Annotated in this window: 19 protein-coding genes; 10 read left to right on the forward strand and 9 right to left on the reverse strand. The window is 39.7% G+C overall.

Features of this window, described 5'->3' with window-relative positions; translation table 11 throughout:
- Positions 1 to 123 precede the first annotated feature (123 nt).
- The gene (locus QZZ23_RS11510; RefSeq protein ID WP_292470245.1) at positions 124 to 1326 is read right to left on the reverse strand and encodes a hypothetical protein; all 1203 of its coding nucleotides are present in this window, start codon (positions 1324 to 1326) and stop codon (positions 124 to 126) included.
- 117 nt (positions 1327 to 1443) lie between these two features.
- Positions 1444 to 2208, reverse strand: a complete 765-nt coding sequence (locus QZZ23_RS11515; protein WP_292470248.1) for an ATPase domain-containing protein — start codon at positions 2206 to 2208, stop codon at positions 1444 to 1446.
- A 93-nt stretch (positions 2209 to 2301) separates the two neighbouring features.
- On the opposite strand from QZZ23_RS11515, the gene hisI reads away from it, so the two are divergent.
- The 3 genes from hisI (at position 2302) to QZZ23_RS11530 (ending at position 5900) form a co-directional block, all read left to right on the forward strand.
- Positions 2302 to 2664, forward strand: a complete 363-nt coding sequence (hisI, locus tag QZZ23_RS11520) for a phosphoribosyl-AMP cyclohydrolase (RefSeq protein WP_292470250.1) — start codon at positions 2302 to 2304, stop codon at positions 2662 to 2664.
- Positions 2665 to 2777: 113 nt separating this feature from the next.
- Positions 2778 to 4643, forward strand: coding sequence for a PINc/VapC family ATPase (locus tag QZZ23_RS11525; RefSeq protein WP_292470252.1), 1866 nt, complete (start codon positions 2778 to 2780; stop codon positions 4641 to 4643).
- Between the two features lie 123 nt (positions 4644 to 4766).
- Positions 4767 to 5900, forward strand: coding sequence for a hypothetical protein (locus QZZ23_RS11530; RefSeq protein ID WP_292470254.1), 1134 nt, complete (start codon positions 4767 to 4769; stop codon positions 5898 to 5900).
- Positions 5901 to 5968: 68 nt separating this feature from the next.
- Here QZZ23_RS11530 and QZZ23_RS11535 read toward each other — a convergent pair whose 3' ends face one another.
- From QZZ23_RS11535 to QZZ23_RS11550, 4 genes are all read right to left on the reverse strand, one after another.
- Positions 5969 to 6160, reverse strand: a complete 192-nt coding sequence (locus tag QZZ23_RS11535) for a hypothetical protein (RefSeq protein ID WP_292470256.1) — start codon at positions 6158 to 6160, stop codon at positions 5969 to 5971.
- A 26-nt stretch (positions 6161 to 6186) separates the two neighbouring features.
- Complete coding sequence (locus QZZ23_RS11540; protein WP_292470258.1) at positions 6187 to 6609, reverse strand: DUF86 domain-containing protein; 423 nt, start codon at positions 6607 to 6609, stop codon at positions 6187 to 6189.
- Positions 6610 to 7056 (reverse strand): nucleotidyltransferase domain-containing protein, encoded by a 447-nt coding sequence (locus QZZ23_RS11545; protein ID WP_292470260.1) that lies wholly within the window; start codon positions 7054 to 7056, stop codon positions 6610 to 6612.
- 154 nt (positions 7057 to 7210) lie between these two features.
- On the reverse strand, positions 7211 to 7885 hold the full coding sequence (locus tag QZZ23_RS11550) for a hypothetical protein (RefSeq protein ID WP_292470263.1): 675 nt from the start codon (positions 7883 to 7885) through the stop codon (positions 7211 to 7213).
- A 255-nt stretch (positions 7886 to 8140) separates the two neighbouring features.
- On the opposite strand from QZZ23_RS11550, the gene QZZ23_RS11555 reads away from it, so the two are divergent.
- Both QZZ23_RS11555 and QZZ23_RS11560 read left to right on the forward strand, forming a co-directional pair.
- Positions 8141 to 9037, forward strand: a complete 897-nt coding sequence (locus QZZ23_RS11555; protein ID WP_292470265.1) for a Fic family protein — start codon at positions 8141 to 8143, stop codon at positions 9035 to 9037.
- A gap of 112 nt (positions 9038 to 9149) precedes the next feature.
- A complete protein-coding gene (locus QZZ23_RS11560) occupies positions 9150 to 9335 on the forward strand; it encodes a type II toxin-antitoxin system HicB family antitoxin (RefSeq protein ID WP_292470267.1) in 186 nt (61 codons plus the stop codon).
- Here QZZ23_RS11560 and QZZ23_RS11565 read toward each other — a convergent pair.
- The gene (locus QZZ23_RS11565; protein ID WP_292470269.1) at positions 9332 to 9889 is read right to left on the reverse strand and encodes a class I SAM-dependent methyltransferase; all 558 of its coding nucleotides are present in this window, start codon (positions 9887 to 9889) and stop codon (positions 9332 to 9334) included. The two genes, QZZ23_RS11560 and QZZ23_RS11565, sit on opposite strands and share 4 nt — an antisense overlap.
- 304 nt (positions 9890 to 10193) lie before the next feature.
- Between QZZ23_RS11565 and QZZ23_RS11570 the strand changes: the two genes are divergently transcribed.
- The 5 genes from QZZ23_RS11570 (at position 10194) to QZZ23_RS11590 (ending at position 15893) form a co-directional block, all read left to right on the forward strand.
- Positions 10194 to 10589 carry a (deoxy)nucleoside triphosphate pyrophosphohydrolase gene (locus QZZ23_RS11570; RefSeq protein ID WP_292470273.1) on the forward strand — a complete coding sequence of 132 codons (396 nt, stop codon included), beginning with the start codon at positions 10194 to 10196 and terminating at the stop codon, positions 10587 to 10589.
- Between the two features lies 1 nt (position 10590).
- Positions 10591 to 13515 carry a DUF3427 domain-containing protein gene (locus tag QZZ23_RS11575; protein WP_292470274.1) on the forward strand — a complete coding sequence of 975 codons (2925 nt, stop codon included), beginning with the start codon at positions 10591 to 10593 and terminating at the stop codon, positions 13513 to 13515.
- Between the two features lie 95 nt (positions 13516 to 13610).
- Positions 13611 to 14906 (forward strand): UDP-glucose/GDP-mannose dehydrogenase family protein, encoded by a 1296-nt coding sequence (locus QZZ23_RS11580; protein WP_292470276.1) that lies wholly within the window; start codon positions 13611 to 13613, stop codon positions 14904 to 14906.
- Positions 14907 to 14918: 12 nt separating this feature from the next.
- Positions 14919 to 15185: a hypothetical protein gene (locus QZZ23_RS11585; protein ID WP_292470278.1), complete on the forward strand. Its 267-nt coding sequence runs from the start codon at positions 14919 to 14921 to the stop codon at positions 15183 to 15185.
- Between the two features lie 51 nt (positions 15186 to 15236).
- Positions 15237 to 15893, forward strand: a complete 657-nt coding sequence (locus QZZ23_RS11590; RefSeq protein WP_292470280.1) for a hypothetical protein — start codon at positions 15237 to 15239, stop codon at positions 15891 to 15893.
- Positions 15894 to 15939: 46 nt separating this feature from the next.
- Here QZZ23_RS11590 and QZZ23_RS11595 read toward each other — a convergent pair whose 3' ends face one another.
- On the reverse strand, positions 15940 to 16371 hold the full coding sequence (locus tag QZZ23_RS11595; protein WP_292470282.1) for a hypothetical protein: 432 nt from the start codon (positions 16369 to 16371) through the stop codon (positions 15940 to 15942).
- Positions 16372 to 16402: 31 nt separating this feature from the next.
- Entirely contained in the window at positions 16403 to 16894 is a 492-nt protein-coding gene (locus tag QZZ23_RS11600; RefSeq protein WP_292470283.1) for a carboxypeptidase-like regulatory domain-containing protein, read from the reverse strand.
- Positions 16895 to 16990: the final 96 nt, after the last annotated feature.

A 16990-nucleotide genomic window follows, 5' to 3' on the forward strand; every position in this document is an offset into this window, starting at 1 on the left:
TCCTCGTTATATGTTTGAAATTAAATGTACGGTGACTACTGGGTAATCCCTTATATGCTTTTTTGATATATAAACCATTCGTATGAATACGAACTTGTTTGTACATCAAATGAGAAAAAAATCTCATATAAACTCAACATCATCATCTACAGGATTCTGTAATACCTCACCACTATATGCATTGATCTCTACAGAATTTCTCTGACCTTTAATTTCCCATATTGGCACATACACAAGTTCAATTATCAGGGCAATGTCTGATGCTGATGGCTTAAACCGTTTGTGCTCTGAGATAATAGCATCGCCCTGGGTAGCGTCAAAACGAAGGTTCCGGGTGTATTCTTCTACCACCATATCAAGAAGCTGCTTCCTGGCTTGATCTTCAGTAGTTGCAGGCATTTTCACATCATATTCAACGTCAGGAACAGCAATTTTCTTTTGAATATCATCCAGATGCATGCTTTCCACATGTCCATTGAGTGCATTAAGGCAACCTGAACCATCACCGGATATGTCTATTATTTTGGACTTGTAACGGTGCTCAACATTAAGGGAATAATTGTATTTCCAGAAAGGCACGAATTTCAATAATGCAGCATTAGCTCCACGGACATGTGGAGTTGCTATTGAAAAAGCATGGTCCTTTGGTATATTGACCGGGGAGGAATTCAGACTCATTATAATTGAGTTAGACGTTACACTTTTAGTCGGTTCCGGAGATGCTGCTACTGGAGTATCTTCCTGAATCTCCGGGGCATTAGAGAGAAATTCCACACCATCATCTTCAGGAACCTGTACAGATGCTGCAGTTCCCGGACGATAATATTTAACTTCAGCCACGCGTTCAACAGAAGGAACATGTGGCTTTGATGCCAGCGGTCTAACCGGGTCCTCAAAGGCTCTCTGTTCTACAAGAGAGGATGTACCTGTGCCAAATATGGCATTTATAGCCTCCTTTGCAACTTCATCAACTTTGCTTACAGGCTTTTTTATGACAGTCTCAAGCAGGTCGAGTTCGGCGGTTTTTCCTTCCATGTCAGCAAGTACAGCCCTTCCTATTTTCAAAGCAACATCATCACGGCCCCATACTTGAACACCTGAAGCTATAGCATGACGACGAACTTTTTCGCCTGCGTCATCAGCAACGACATAGAGAGCCTGCCCCTCTGTAACCTGGCTTGCAAAGTCACTAATCTCAGCAAGATCCGGACTGTATGAAAGCTTAATAATGGTTTTCAAACCATTCTTCTCTGCAACAAGGTCATACCGGAAAGATTCTGTGACTTCATAACCTGATGAAGTGAAAATGTCCCTCAAAATTCGCACTAAGTCCTGTTTCATTATGATCATTACCCATTTTGCCGGTTAAGTAAAATAGTTTTCTGTGAATAAAAAGTATAAAGACAAAAAATCATGTTTCCATATTTAGAAACATGAACATAATTAAAGAACACGAGTAGTGGTTTCCAGTTCAATTCCCTTTTGTGTAACCATATAGGAAATTGTACGGTTTGGAACGAGCATTCCACGCATTTTACGTATCATGATATTACGTTCAATTTCGCTTCCACGCTCCCTTATCCTGAACTCAATTACACCGTCACAAATATGACGCAGAGTGTTCTCGGTGATAGAATCATGCATTCCACTGGTCATTAATACCAGATGGATAGACCCGGTCGCTTTGCCAATTGAGGAAATCATTTCAATGACATCGACCACCGTATTGAGGTTATAAGCACGCAGGAAGTATGATATTGAATCAATTACACCCCTGTATTTGTTATCTCTTTTCTGTATGGCTGTCGCCTTAAGAAGACCCATGGAGTCAGTACCCTTTTTGAGAAAATCCTTTGCAGACAACTCGCTTGTAAACTCCTTTGGAAGTACATTATAGAAGCGCGGAAGATATGCATCAACGAATTCAAGGCTTCCATCCTCTATATACTTTTCAACATCCCATTTCATGATTTCCATCTCATTAGCAATCTCGTTTGCCGGATGTTCTGAAGTAAAGTAAAATACATCCTCGTTGTTCAAAAGACCGCCATACACGAATTGCTGGGCAAACATATCAGAATTAGCCCCAGGCTCTGCCAGAATTAGAATAGTTGCTCCTGGAGGGACGCCTCCGCCAAGCTGAACATCAAGCCCACTTATTCCTGTTGGGATTCTGTATCCACCGGTACCATCAAAACTGTAATCCATAATTACACCCTGTATAAGTCAATTATTTTGTTACCAATTATATTAATAATGGAAGATAATAGTTTTTATAGTATATAGCAATTAGTGATTCACATGGTAAAACCTGAAAATATGAAGTATGATAACGGCCTCATACAGGCTATTGCACAGGATAGCAAGACAAATGAAGTCCTGATGTGCGCCTTTATGAACAAGGAAGCACTGGAGCAAACCATTGATACCGGCATAGTTCACTACTGGAGCCGTAGCAGACAATGCCTTTGGAAGAAAGGAGAAAGTTCCGGACACACGCAAAAAGTAATTGAGATCAGGATAGACTGCGACATGGATGCAGTACTATTGCTGGTCGAGCAGACAGGCGGCGCATGCCACACGGGGTATCGTTCATGTTTTTATAGGACAATCGATGGAAAAGAGATTGGAGAGAAGGTCTTTGATCCGGAAAATGTCTATTGAGATCATTCCCAAAGAGCAGGGACTTCACTGAAGATACACTGGTACTCATATTCTTTTTTGCACCGGATTCATAAGTGGCGACTATTAAATAGTCAGCAAACATATTGAGGATTATGGAAGAATGTGCAGACAACAGGCAAAAAGTAGTCCCTGACACAAGTGCTGTCATTGATGGAATCCTTTCCGGAAGGATACAGAATGATGGACTGAGGGACGTTGATATCCATATTCCTGAGGCTGTGGTGGCTGAGCTGGAAGCCCAGGCCAACAGAAGACTTGAAATAGGATACAAAGGCCTTGAAGAGATACAGGAACTGCAGAGATACGCATCGAAGGGTATCATTCGATTATTTTTTACCGGACCCAGACCAAACCTTGATCAAGTCAAGCTTGCCAAGGGCGGCGAGATAGATGCACTAATAAGAGAGGTTGCAGAGGAGCTTGATGCAAATTTTGTCACAGGCGACAGAGTACAATCGCTTGTTGCAAAGGCAAAAGGAATTGATGTTGATTTTATAAAACCTCCTTTTGAGGAGTTCGGACCATTGCTTGTGGATCAGTTTTTCACGCCTGACACAATGTCGGTTCACCTGAAACATAAAGTATGTCCCATGGCAAAGAGAGGTTCAATTAAGAATGTGCAATATGTGAAGATAAGAAATGAGCCATGCACATACCAGGAATTGAAAATAATATCCAGGGAACTTCTGGAAAGGGCGCGTGCTGACCAGGAGTCATTTACAGAGATGTCCTTTAGCGGTGCTTCAGTACTCCAGATACGGAATATGAGAATCGCCATAGCCAATCCTCCGTTCTCCGATGATGTGGAGATCACTATTGTTCGCCCGATAGCTTCGGTGTCACTGGAAGAGTACCGTCTGAGCGATATACTGAAGGAAAGGATACGATCCCAGAGGGGAATACTCATTGCAGGACCACCTGGGGCAGGAAAGTCCACTTTTGCAGCAGGTGTTGCTACATACCTTAATGGCAGGGGATTTGTTGTCAAGACCATGGAATCACCCCGGGACCTGCAGGTGCCACCGGAGATCACCCAGTACGCACCTCTTGACGGCAGCCTTGAGAATACGGCGGATGTGCTCCTGCTTGTGCGCCCGGACTATACTATATATGACGAGGTACGCAAGACCAAGGACTTCGAGATATTTGTGGACATGAGACTTGCCGGCGTTGGCATGATCGGAGTCGTGCATGCTAACCGCGCAGTTGACGCTATCCAGAGACTTATCGGCAGGGTTGAGCTTGGTGTAATCCCCCAGGTTGTGGATACTGTGATATTCATCGACAAGGGAGAGATCGCAAAGGTACAGGTACTGGAGTTCACTGTGAAGGTTCCAGCAGGTATGATGGAAGCAGACCTTGCCAGACCTGTCATCCTTATTTCTGACCTTGAAACTGGCAAGAATGAATTTGAGATATACACCTACGGCGAACAGGTAGTTGTTATGCCCCTTGGTGGTGAACAGAAGAGAAACCCATCCTGGAAATTTGCAGAAGAACAGGTCAAGGAAGTCATTGGTAACTATGCCAGTGGTCCGGTTGAAGTGGAAATGACCTCAGATAACCGGGCTATGGTGCGTGTAAGAGACAAGGACATGCCAAGAGTGATAGGCAAGAGCGGTAAAACCATCGATGATATTGAGAAAATACTTGGTATTCATATTGATGTACGTAAGTTCGAACCAGGAGAGGAGCGCAGATATCAAGGTAAAGAGGAGCGTAACCCACGGGAAAACAAGGAACATCACCCTATCATCGAACGCACAAGAAAGCACGTCATTCTTAATGTGCCTGAAGTGGCAGGCCGCGATGTAGAAGTCTATGCAGACGAGGGTTTTCTGTTCTCAGCAACTGTTGGCAGACGCGGTGATATCAAAGTAAGGACGGATTCGGAGGTTGCTTTTGATATTTTTGAGGCTATGCAAGAAGGCGTGGTTATCCGGGTAAAGGAAATCTGATAAGACAATGATTACAGGGATTGCGATGCGTTCCTTGTAACAATCTTTCTCCCATTTTAAACATTAATACATGGCATAAATCAAAACGTATTTATATTTTTAAATAATTAAATTTAGATTGGAATGGAAATCGACATAAAACGTGGTTATGAGATTCTTCCTAACAATAATGTTACTTTTGGAATCAGAGTCACAAACAATACAGATCTGGTAATTTCTGATGTACAGGTCATTCTTGATTATAATGAATCACTTTTCAAGTTACAGGAATACAGAATTCTGAAACTGGCTAACATCCCCCCAGGCACAGCTCTGACTGCTAAATTCACCCTGAAACCAACGGGGCGTATCCACAACGAAAAAATCGAAGCAAGCATAATCTACCGTGACCCAAAATGGGAAAAACACATTGTTGATATGCGACCAAAAAAAGTACAGCAATCTAATACCCATTTAACCCGGATTTCAGAAATTGACCAGAGTAATAACAAGGAAAATGATGCAAAAAAAGATAGAACTGTTGCTGGCAAAAAAAAGCAAAACTCGCAAGATGAAGATATTGCGAAAATGTATGATGCATACCTGAAAGAGATCGAAAGCAAACAAAGAGAGACTGAAGAGAAAAGAGAAGATAGTATCATTCCGTATTCCCGTAATCCGCATCCCTCTGACAAGAAACTTACTATTCTTCGCAGCACAGCCCCACCGCGTAAAAAAGAAGAACCTAATTTAAAAGGACAGAAAAAAAGCAAGACGAAAGTCCTCAAGCAGATGTTATTCATCATGGTTCTTTTCATTGTTGCAGGTTCCTTAATGCAAATCCCCATAATTCGAGAAAATATAGGTGGCAAGTATGGAATAGTGGGAACAAATTCCAATGAAACGGAATTGATAGTGACCAATTTTCTCAATGCAGTGAATGAAAGTCAGTTCAGTATTGCTTTTAGTATGTATCAGGGAGAAGGTGTTCTTGTTCCCGCAAGTATTCAAATGTTATTCAGTAACGAAGGAATTAAACCGAATAGCATCAAACAGATAGACATTGTGTCAAAGGAAATCGAAGATGATACAGCGGTTATAGCAGTAAACTGTACTGTATCCAGTTTTAATATTCTTGGGAAGGAAACTGATATTTCAGTTATACCGGTCTATTTTCAGCTACATGATATTGAGCAGGGGTGGACAGTAACGGCCATTTCATTTATCCATCCGTATGATATTGAATCCAGTAAAAAAGCAGAAGTGATTCAGCAGTGATGATTTCTCAAACATCCTGGTCGGAACAGCTACAATAAGACCTGACAAATGCTGATTTTGTAAGTACTTCATCCTGTGGTGTAAAAGAAACAGGATATCTGTATCCTTGAAGTATCCCAGACAAAACTTGTGATAAGAAGTGACCACAAAAAGACGATTAGAACGTGGGCATTTTTGAGGGCATGCAAGAGGGCGAGGTCATACGGATGAAGGAGGGCTGAAGGGCCTGTAACAAGCCCCCTAATGTGGATTTTATTCATTAATTCATGAGATAGTGCAGGAAGAGTTAGTAATGTGTGCTTAGATATTCTGCGACATATCTGGCAAATGTATCGAAGTCATCCAGCCTTTCGGTTAGGAACGTATACAGAATATCAAGGTCTACTTCTTCGTACATGTGAACCAGAATATTCCTAAAACCTGCTGCCTGAGCAAATTCTTCTGCAAATTCACCTGGAATTATTCTGTTTTTGCCAAGTATTAGGAACACACTTCTGTACATCTCAGGCCGTTCAAATCCTTCTCTTGAGATTATTATTTCACCAATATCTATTGCACTTTCAATGGCAAGCTGGAAATTACGCTCAACAGCGCTGCGAAGTTCGTAATTATTCTCCAGCTCGGTGCTGCCAGCATCTACGGATTTAAGATAACTGACACATCTTTGCATGAAACTCAGTTTCCGGAGGATCTTGTCATCATCACGCATTCAAACCAGCCCCTTTTCCATAATTCTTTTAAGCATGTTTTGATTCAGACGGTCCTCATAGTATTTCCAGTCCAGATACATTGACATTATGCGATGTTCCACATCCACCCTCAGGCTGTGGTCCCTTGCATGGATAAGGACGTTTTGTTTAATTATCTCAAAACTAAGCACCGGTGATGTGTCATTGATTACCAGAAGATCAATATTGTCACTTTTGAGTAAAGTGGTGAGACTGCCTATCAGCTCAATGCGTTTACGATTTCTCTGTGCTTTTGTCATTGATTCTGACAAATAAACACCTATATCGATATCACTCAGGACACCGGCTTTCCCCTCTGACACTGATCCAAAAAGGTAAGCAAGCTCAACGTATTCCTCTTTCTTAAAGAAGTCTTTGAGGAGAGGAAGCAATTGTTCTTTTTGCGGAATAGGATTTCCTGTGTTCATAAGAGCCACTAAAGCTGAGTTATTCTAAATATTTAGTATGTATTTATGGATGATAAAGGTTAAGTAATTGATTTTAAGGAAATAGAAGATAGGACATCAATACAACCCGCCACAAATCAATACATGTGCATTTCTTCCGCATTATAGGATAAATCTATTTTTTTTCTCCGCAATAACCACAAATTCCCATCCTGGGAGAATTAACTACGGGCAGTACCATTTCTTCACTGCATTCAAAATCTTCGCAACAGTTATCGCAATAAAATACACGTCCAGCGTCACTACAGTAAATACATACCTGTGTTGCTGGTTTTCCACACTTTATACACACAAATTCAAAAGGAAGGTTCCGTGCCATAAGTATTAATTTTTCATTCCGACCTGCTCCTGTACTTATTGATAATACCTTTAGTTCCAATTTAGTTGTCGACCCGAAATCATACTCATACATGAATTCCAGTCCTTCAAAAAGAACATCTTTCAATTGCACTTCCATACTCTTGTTTCTATCAAATTCAGGATAGAGATCGGGATCTGAATCGTAAATTTCACTACCAATCCTGAACATACTTAGGTGACCACAGCACTCCATCCACCTATCCCTCAAAAACTGATCAATATCTTTCAAAGAGGTATTAGCAGACACATCCAAATACATACAATACTGTTTTTTATAGTAGCCTCTTACCTGAATGCAATAATAGACTTCTTCCCCTGGATGATTTTGTTCTATTCTGACCTTACAATTCTCCAGATGCTTTTTGATAGCAATTTTACCGAAAATTTCACCGCAATAATTACATTCAACACGTTCTTTCGCCTTCTTCATCACATTATTCCCCGTATAATTTTCTTGTTACTCTTCTTTTTAGTTCCATGTCCTGATAAAAGTTAGGAGGGTTTTTCGAACTATCCTTTGTTACTAAGGCTTGGCAACTGAAAAAGTCATCAATGATAGAGATACCAGGAAAGAAGCCCTTGAAAATATGAAAGTGGCTATTGAACTGGTGATTGAAGGCAGAAGGATTTTTTCCTCATAGGTGACCACAAAAGTGCTATATAGAATGTGGTCACCCATTTTAGTATGCATATAGAAAAAAGAAAACAGGGACAGAACACAAAGTACTACCTGTCCCACTCCTACCGTGTCGGAAAAAAGACGAAGAAGATACGGCACTACCTGGGCCTTAACCTGACAGAGAAAGAAATTGAAGAGCGCAGGGAAGATGCTGAAAAGGAAATAGAGCAGCAGATACAGGCTAAGACCGACCTGTTAAAATTCTCCCTCAAAAGAAAAGAGATAGAAAAGCTGAACGAGTACGACAGGGAGATAGAGGTCGTCCATCTTGATGTTGCGGGCTGGAAAGCCTTCACCGAAAAGTTCGTTTTCAATACCAATGCCATCGAGGGCTCAATGGTCAGCCCGGAAGAGGTCCATGACCTGCTCAGTCACAATGAGGAGGCCACTAATTCTGATGAAATCGAGGCATTGAATGTCGCAAAGGCTGTGGATTTCATACAGAACACAGATGAAGAGCTGTCACTGGAACTCATAAGAAAACTACACAGGATATGTTTTGACGGTTCCAAGAAGTTTGCCGGCAACCTGAGAGATGTGGAAGTGGTGATACGCAACGCCTACGGTGAAGTGGTACACCGCGGCATCCCAAAGGAAGAGATTGAAAATGAGCTTGTGGAACTTTCAGACTGGTACAACGACAATGCCAATGACCTGAAGCCCCTGGTACTGGCCGCCCTAGTCCACAACCAATTCGAGTATATCCACCCCTTCGAGGACGGCAACGGCAGGGTCGGAAGACTGCTGCTGAATTATGTGTTGTTACGGCATGATTACCCGCCCATCAACATACTGTTCGAGGATAGGGGCAGGTACTATCGGTGTTTGCAGCAGTATTCCGGCGAGGATAAGCTTGAGGATACGCTGGAGTTTTTAGTTGAGCAGTATCAGAAGGGGGTTTAAGATGGGTGACTACATTATGGAATCAGATTTGTGGTCACCTATAAGAGAGTTTACAATATCTTTTTGCCTTATACATACGGAACTAATATACTAGAATCACTGATGAATAGTTATGGAGTATACAATCGTTCTTGAAATTGCAGAAGAGGGCGGATACACTGCACGTTGCCTGGAACTTCCGGCAGCGATCAGTGAGGGAGATTCCAAAGAAGAAGCCCTTGAAAATATCAAGGAGGCCATTGAAATGGTGCTTGAAGTCACTGAGGAACAGGCAAGCAGTCCATTGTGTTGCTTTTAAGCCATTTTCAACAGCACTGCTTTATCAGGAAAACGTCTTGGCCTATCCACAACTGTAAGCCCAGCATCGCTGGCTATTTTAATGGTTTCTTCAAGTGCCTTTTTTGAAACGTGCAACGGTGGCTCTACTACATAGATAAGGCCATCGGCTTTAAGCACCGATACTAATTCCCTAAAAAATGCTCCTTTATCCGGCACCTCATGAACCACATAGAACAGGAATACAAAGTCAAACTTCCCAGACACACCTATTTTGTCTTCCTCACACTTATGAAGTACAATATTCTGACCTGCTTCGGACCTCCTGATCTTTTCTCTTACCTTCGCAAGCATGCCTTCCTGTAAGTCTACAGCTACTACCTGACCGGTTTTACCAACCATCTGAGCCATATCAAGAGTAAAAAAACCCGGACCACACCCTACTTCCAGAACATCCACCCCTTCTTTAACATACGGACCAAGTATTTTCCGGGGATTTTGTAACCATCTGCGAATTCTATTGTTGAGAATGATGGATATTTCTGTGGGACATACATGGGTGGTATTGGAGATCATTGTGATTCTCATCTATTCTGTAGTAAAATTGGTTTTCTAGTTTTAAATAATTCTTGCTTTGAGAGGATTCTAGCAGTTTTATTGTTAAAAAATGGTATAAACAATACAAAACAATAGTGACACTTTGAAAAACTCACAATAAAAGTAGTAAACTCGAGTTCATCCTTCCAACTGAGATATTCTACAGATTCATATTTTCTTTTTTAACATGTATTCTAGTTGATATGCAGTGAATCAGCTCGATCTCTTCAAAAAGAGTTATAAATTATTCAACTAATTATATTTGAATGGATGTACAAATCAAATGAAACACTACGAAGTAGTTGCAGCAATAATAATTGATAATGATAAGGTTCTATGTGTTCAAAGAGATCATGGAAAACACGATTACATTTCTTTAAAGTATGAATTCCCAGGTGGGAAAATAGAATATGGCGAAACTAAAGAACAAGCATTACAACGCGAGTTATTAGAGGAACTTGATGTAGATATAGAAATAAAGAGAGAGTTTTTAACTGTAAATCATCAGTATCCTGATTTTAGTGTTACCATGCACAGTTTCATTTGCACTGCTTTAAACTCAACATTTAATCTAAAAGAGCACATTGCTTTCAAATGGTTAAATCCAGAAAAATTATCGACTTTAGACTGGGCTGAAGCAGATCTTCCAATTGTTTCAAAATTAATGAAGGAATGTTAAAATGGATCAGTTTCCTGTACATTTATTAGATAGCTTGAAAACTGGCTTTATTGACCAGTCTTTAGCCTCAAAAAAAGAGTACCTCCCAGAATTACTGGTAAATGATACTGATAATGGAAAAAAAGTACTACAGACTATATCTAGAGAACTAAAAAACTGTGATGAATTTTGGTTTTCAGTAGCATTTGCAACAAAAAGCGGCGTAGTTTCTTTAATAAATCCACTCCAAGAGCTTGAAAAAGCTGGAATTAAAGGGAAAATATTGGTATCCCAATATCAATATTTCACTCAACCAGAAGCATTAAAGTCTTTGTTAAAACTCAAAAATGTTGATTTAAAAATAGCAGTCAATTCTGATTTTCATGCAAAAGGTTACCTATTCAAAAAAAGCAATCGTTTTAACTTAATTATTGGAAGCAGCAATCTTACAGCTAATGCACTATGCTCAAATAAAGAATGGAACTTGAAAATATCAGCTACTTCTGACTCAAAATTAATAATTGACTCAATTAATGAATTCAGAAATGAATTTGAAAATGCTGAATTGGTGGATGATAAATTCATTGATTCATATGCATCAGATTATAATTTAAAAAAGAAATTCATTTCAAGTTCAATAAAATGCATCGATTCGCACCACAAAGATTCAATAACTCCCAATTCAATGCAAAAAGAAGCATTGTCAAATCTGAAAGACTTAAGGTCAAAGAACAAAAATAAGGCTCTGTTAATTTCCGCAACTGGAACAGGAAAAACATATCTCTCTGCATTTGATGTTAAAGCATACAATCCGAAAAAGTTTTTATTTGTAGTACATCGAAGAAATATTGCTGAAGCAGCTATGAAAAGCTTCAAACATATTTTTGGCGACCTCAAAAGTATAGGCATTTACTCAGGTAACAAAAGAGAAATTGATGCCGATTTTATATTTTCTACAATTCAAACAATTTCTAAAGATGATCACCTAAATCAATTTGATCAAAATCATTTTGACTATATTGTTATAGATGAAACTCATCGAGCAGGTGCAGAAACTTATCAAAAAATACTCAATCATTTTAAACCAAAATTTTTGTTGGGCATGACTGCTACTCCTGAAAGAACAGATGGATTTGATATCTTTTCTCAATTTGAACACAATATTGCGTACGAAATTCGCTTGCATAGAGCTTTAGAAGAAAAGATGTTATCAAATTTTCATTATTTTGGTGTAACTGATGTCACTGTAGATGGGCAAGTTTTAGATGAAAATGCAGCTTTCTCCTTATTAACTGCAAAAGAACGTGTAAACAGGATTATTGAAAAAGCTGAATTTTATGGCTGTGATAATGGTTGCATTAGAGGACTAATATTTTGCAGTAGTGTCGCTGAAAGTCAGGGACTTTCTGATGCATTTAATTCAATAGGTTACAGAACTGTTTCATTATCTGGAAAAAATACTGAAGAAGAGAGAATTGATGCAATAAATAGATTGGAAAGTTCCGATCCGTCTGAAAAATTAGATTATATATTTACTGTTGATATCTTCAATGAAGGAGTGGATATTCCAAAAGTAAATCAAGTCATTATGTTGAGACCGACTTCATCGGCCATTATTTTTGTCCAACAGCTAGGAAGAGGTTTGCGAAAAGCTAACGACAAAGAATACCTAACTGTGATTGATTTCATAGGCAATTACAACAATAATTACTTGGTTCCGATTGCATTATATGGAGACACTAGTTACAACAAGGATACATTACGTAAATTAATGTTAAGTGGAAGTAGCTTAATTCCTGGTGCTTCAACTATTAATTTTGATCAAATTACGCATGATCAGATTTTTGAATCAATCGACAAAGCAAATTTACAGCTCAAAAAAGACCTTGTGAAAGATTACGAACTATTAAAGTTCAAGATCGGTGAAATTCCCATGATGATGGACTTTGTGGAACATGGATCAAGAGATCCACAATTGTATGCAAACTATTCGAAATCCTATTTCAACTTCGTATTAGATCAAGAAGAATCCTTACAAAAAAAACTATCTGATAGAGAAATCAAGCTTCTTGAATTATTCTCCAATGAAATTGCAAACACTAAGAGAGTGGAGGAAGTTGTCATCCTTAAAAAGCTGATTTCTGGAAATGTTTTGCAAAAGGGAGAATTAAAATCAATTGTTTTTGATAAATATGGTATTTTGGTTCCTGATGAAACAATAGAATCATGTGTCAAAAATATCAATTTTGACTTTGTAACTGAAAAGCACAATGGTAATCTAGTTAGTGTTGGTGAAATATACGATTTAAACATCGTTTCTTATCAAAACGGAATGCTCTCATTTAGTGATCAATTTGTAAATACACTAAAAAATGAAACTTTCTTGCTTTTTCTAAATGATATGCTAGACTATTCTGAAACAATTTACTATCGAAATTTTGACAAAGATAAGTATGTTGATGGTTTCCTATTGTATCAGAAATATTCCAGGAAAGATGTTTTTAGAATTCTAAATTGGGAGCAGAATCCTTTAGCACAAAATGTTGGAGGTTATCTCATCAGTCCTGAAAAAACGAATTGTCCAATATTTGTAAACTATCACAAAGAAGAGCATATATCAAGCACTACGAAATATGAAGAAGGATTTGTCAATAATTCTGAATTCGAATGGATGTCTAAATCTAGAAGAAAATTGGATAGCAAAGATGTCGTTACCATTCGAAATTACAAAAATGGTCTTAGGTTGCTTTTATTCATCAAAAAGAGTAATGGAGAAAGCAATGATTTCTATTATATGGGTGATGTGACTCCTATTGATGAAAGCTTCGAAGAAGCTACGTTGGTTGATGAAAATAATAGAAAAGTGTCAGTTGTAAAAGTAAAATATCGGATGAATCATCCTGTTGAAGATTCGATTTATGAGTATATTACAACATCAAGCAATTAATAGGCTAAACTGGGCTAAAGGTTTCATTAATAATAAGATAGTCATTAACCTAATATACACTTCCAAACAATTTACATCACAAGGAGAATCTCATCATGAAAGTATCAATCATAGGTTCAGGCTACGTTGGATCAGTCTCAGCCGCTTGCTTTGCAGACCTTGGCCATGAGGTCATCTGTATTGACATTGACGAGGAGAAGGTAAAACAGATCAATGCAGGAATTGCACCCATCTGGGAAGAGGGACTAGATGATCTGCTGGCAAAGTACACACAAAAGAGTCTCATTGCAACCTCAGATTATGATTATGCGGTGCAGAACTCTGATGCATCATTTATCTGCGTGGGGACACCATCGGATGAATTTGGGAACATCGATCTTTCCATTGTGAAGGCTGCAAGTGCCAGCCTTGGAAGGGCGATTGCGAAGAAGGATCACTATCATGTCGTTGTTGTCAAGAGCACGGTGGTGCCTGAGACCACCGAGAAGGTCGTACTGCCTATCGTTGAGGAATACTCAGGTAAGAAGGCAGGAAAGGATTTTGGAATTGCAATGAACCCCGAGTTCCTGAGAGAAGGCAAGGCTGTTTATGATTTCATGAACCCTGACAAGATAGTTGTTGGTGCAATTGATGAAAGATCAGGCTTTGTAGTATCCGAACTCTATCGTGAGCTTGACTGTGAGGTCACACACACCAATCCAAGGACAGCCGAGATGATCAAATACGTCAACAACTCATTTTTGGCGACCAAGATATCCTTTGCAAACGAAGTAGGTAACATCTGCAAACAGCTTGGTATCGACACCTATGAGGTCATGGATGCCGTGGGAACAGACTTCAGGATAGAGCGCCAGTTCCTTAACAGTGGTGCCGGTTTTGGAGGTTCATGCTTCCCTAAGGATGTCAAAGCCATCATAGGCAAAGCAAAGGATATCGGATACGAGCCACAACTGCTCAGGTCCGTGGTTGAGGTCAATGACAGGCAGCCCCTGAAAATGATCGAACTGCTTCAGGAAAAGGTCACCAAACTCAAAGGCAAAAGAATAGCCGTGCTTGGTCTTGCCTTTAAGAACGACACGGATGACATAAGGGAGTCACGTTCCATTCCTGTAATAGCTGAACTTCAGCGTCTTGGAGCGGATATTGCGGCATATGACCCCATGGCTGAGGAACACATGAAGAAACTCTTCCCGGAGATCACATATTGCAAGAACTCATCCGAGGCCCTCTTAGAGGCCGATGGATGCCTTATAATGACAGAATGGAGCGAGTTCAGGGAGCTGGACAAAGAGTTCAACGTTATGGCAAACAGAATTGTCATCGATGGCAGACACATGATAAAGCCTGAAAGGCTCAGTGTTGAGATCGATTACAGTGGTATCTGCTGGTAAGCAGGATCAGTAATGAACGAGACATTCACCCTTGAAACAGGAAAAAGAAAAAACATCAAAAGCAGCATTTTCGGAACATCACAGGATATGATGTACTGCGGCATGCCATCGGAGAGCACTTTCTCCATGGGACTTCTTTTTTCAAAAGGTTATCAAGGGCATGCCCTTAACTTTTTCTTTCCTAAAAAGTCCACTTCCATTGTACTGGATGACAGAAAGTACTATATTGTAGACGTTAAACCTGAATACATCACTCTCCAAACATCTGAGATGAAATAGAAGTATTTTTATACCTTTGAGAAAGTTACTGGTCTGTTGGTGGCAGACCATATGAAAAACGAAAAACAGATAAAAGAAGACATCAACGGCAGGTTACACTCTCTTGACCAGACCGTCCGAAGCGTGGAAAAACGATTGCGTGCGGTGGAACGCAGACTTTCTGTAGACGTGCCCCCGGAAGATACGATACCGGAGTACAATATTGATTTTGAGGAAGCTATCAGGGACACAAGAGAAGAGATCTTTATTATCAATACTGAAATCGAGGAATTAAAAGAAAACAATTCTAAAAACATTATCCTTGAGGAAAAGTTGATAGATCTTGATTCCCAGCTTACTGTTCTTAAGTCACACATCGCTGAAATTAAGGAAGATAATTCCAGACTCCACAAACGATTAGAGCAAAGGCATCCCCCGACATTAACTGATATAGAACCACTCACGGTTGAAATAAAGAATGAGATATCACAGCTCAACATGCGCCTTGAGAAAGCTGAGAACCATAACCGTATCAATATAGGTTCTGTGAAGGTTCCTGTGGAACTATCGGGTGTTGTAGGAGCATTAATACTTGTAATTACCGGAATTCTCATCACTGGAGGACATTGGGATATTATAAGATCAGCCAATTTCTCATTTACTATTGCTCTGGTATTCGCAACAGCTGTGTTCATGAAGTTCTACATGGTAAACAACAAGAACGTCTGAAAAAATAAAATAAAATAAACAAATGAGCATTCTGAAATTAAAATGCTCATACCTTTTTTACCTTAACCAGGAAATCGTTTGTATAATCCAGATAACCTTCTTCCATCACCTTTACTGAAAGGTAACCTTCTGCTTTACCCTGAGGCAGGGAAATCCCTGTAAGCTGATAATGGAATTCACCATTGCCATCTGTAACTCCACCTACTACTTTTTCCCTGCGTGGTCCCCATACAATGACATTGGCACCACCTACAGGCCTTCCGTCATTGTCAAAAACACTAACCAACAGGTCAGGAGAATCTGATGCCGTTCCTGTGATATTGAAGCTGCTGCAATTTGAGGCTGCAAACATTGAATCAGGGACAAAGGGTGTGCTCATTACAGCAGTAAGTATTGAATAAATGCCTATCATGCCAATAATAGTAAGAACTACGATCCTTATTGGAAGCCCTACGGATGTAGAATCATCTGATAACATGTAAACCTGCAAAATAGAAGAGAAGTCAGGATCATGAAGTCCTGACTACTATTACAGCATCTGTCTTTTCAAAATCATAGAAACCATTGGCAGAAATAGTCAGGTCCATTGCCCCTTCATTCTGATTGGAACCAAGGTTGACCTGTGCACCACCAGGAGTGACTGTTGTAAGAGTGCACTGTCCGGCATCATTTGTGACACCTGTGGCAACGCCACCAAGGCCTCGTAATACAACATTTGCATTTCTGACAGGATAACCATCAGGATCCACAACAGATATTGCCACATCTATTGTAAAAGGAGCACCTGCAGTTGCAGAATCTACAATTACAGTGTTACCGGGGTTCATACCTGCACCCTGTTCGCCTGCACTGTCAATTGTTACAGACATGTTTTTCGTGGGTGGAGGAATTATCGCAACAAGTGCCGCAAGGGCAACCATACCAACCACCAGCATTACAACGATATTGATAGGAAGCTCAATAGCTCTATCGTCATTAAAGAGTTTTTCAAGAATGGTCAAAAAATCACCGAATGCTAAAAAAGATACATTAGATATAAATTTATTGATTTGATTCTGATTTTTATAATTATCGTGGATTAGAGAACAATGCAAAAA

Source organism: Methanolobus sp. (assembly GCF_016278385.1).
GTDB lineage: Archaea > Halobacteriota > Methanosarcinia > Methanosarcinales > Methanosarcinaceae > Methanolobus.

Excerpts from the sequence above, each read along its gene's own strand:
- QZZ23_RS11515 (WP_292470248.1), bottom strand. The coding sequence starts at position 2,208 with ATGGATTACAGTTTTGATGGTACCGGTGGATACAGAATCCCAACAGGA.
- hisI (WP_292470250.1), top strand. The coding sequence starts at position 2,302 with ATGGTAAAACCTGAAAATATGAAGTATGATAACGGCCTCATACAGGCT.
- QZZ23_RS11525 (WP_292470252.1), top strand. The coding sequence starts at position 2,778 with ATGGAAGAATGTGCAGACAACAGGCAAAAAGTAGTCCCTGACACAAGT.
- QZZ23_RS11530 (WP_292470254.1), top strand. The coding sequence starts at position 4,767 with ATGGAAATCGACATAAAACGTGGTTATGAGATTCTTCCTAACAATAAT.
- QZZ23_RS11535 (WP_292470256.1), bottom strand. The coding sequence starts at position 6,160 with ATGAATAAAATCCACATTAGGGGGCTTGTTACAGGCCCTTCAGCCCTC.
- QZZ23_RS11540 (WP_292470258.1), bottom strand. The coding sequence starts at position 6,609 with ATGCGTGATGATGACAAGATCCTCCGGAAACTGAGTTTCATGCAAAGA.
- QZZ23_RS11545 (WP_292470260.1), bottom strand. The coding sequence starts at position 7,056 with ATGAACACAGGAAATCCTATTCCGCAAAAAGAACAATTGCTTCCTCTC.
- QZZ23_RS11550 (WP_292470263.1), bottom strand. The coding sequence starts at position 7,885 with ATGAAGAAGGCGAAAGAACGTGTTGAATGTAATTATTGCGGTGAAATT.
- QZZ23_RS11555 (WP_292470265.1), top strand. The coding sequence starts at position 8,141 with ATGCATATAGAAAAAAGAAAACAGGGACAGAACACAAAGTACTACCTG.
- QZZ23_RS11560 (WP_292470267.1), top strand. The coding sequence starts at position 9,150 with ATGGAGTATACAATCGTTCTTGAAATTGCAGAAGAGGGCGGATACACT.
- QZZ23_RS11565 (WP_292470269.1), bottom strand. The coding sequence starts at position 9,889 with ATGATCTCCAATACCACCCATGTATGTCCCACAGAAATATCCATCATT.
- QZZ23_RS11570 (WP_292470273.1), top strand. The coding sequence starts at position 10,194 with ATGAAACACTACGAAGTAGTTGCAGCAATAATAATTGATAATGATAAG.
- QZZ23_RS11575 (WP_292470274.1), top strand. The coding sequence starts at position 10,591 with ATGGATCAGTTTCCTGTACATTTATTAGATAGCTTGAAAACTGGCTTT.
- QZZ23_RS11580 (WP_292470276.1), top strand. The coding sequence starts at position 13,611 with ATGAAAGTATCAATCATAGGTTCAGGCTACGTTGGATCAGTCTCAGCC.
- QZZ23_RS11585 (WP_292470278.1), top strand. The coding sequence starts at position 14,919 with ATGAACGAGACATTCACCCTTGAAACAGGAAAAAGAAAAAACATCAAA.
- QZZ23_RS11590 (WP_292470280.1), top strand. The coding sequence starts at position 15,237 with ATGAAAAACGAAAAACAGATAAAAGAAGACATCAACGGCAGGTTACAC.
- QZZ23_RS11595 (WP_292470282.1), bottom strand. The coding sequence starts at position 16,371 with ATGTTATCAGATGATTCTACATCCGTAGGGCTTCCAATAAGGATCGTA.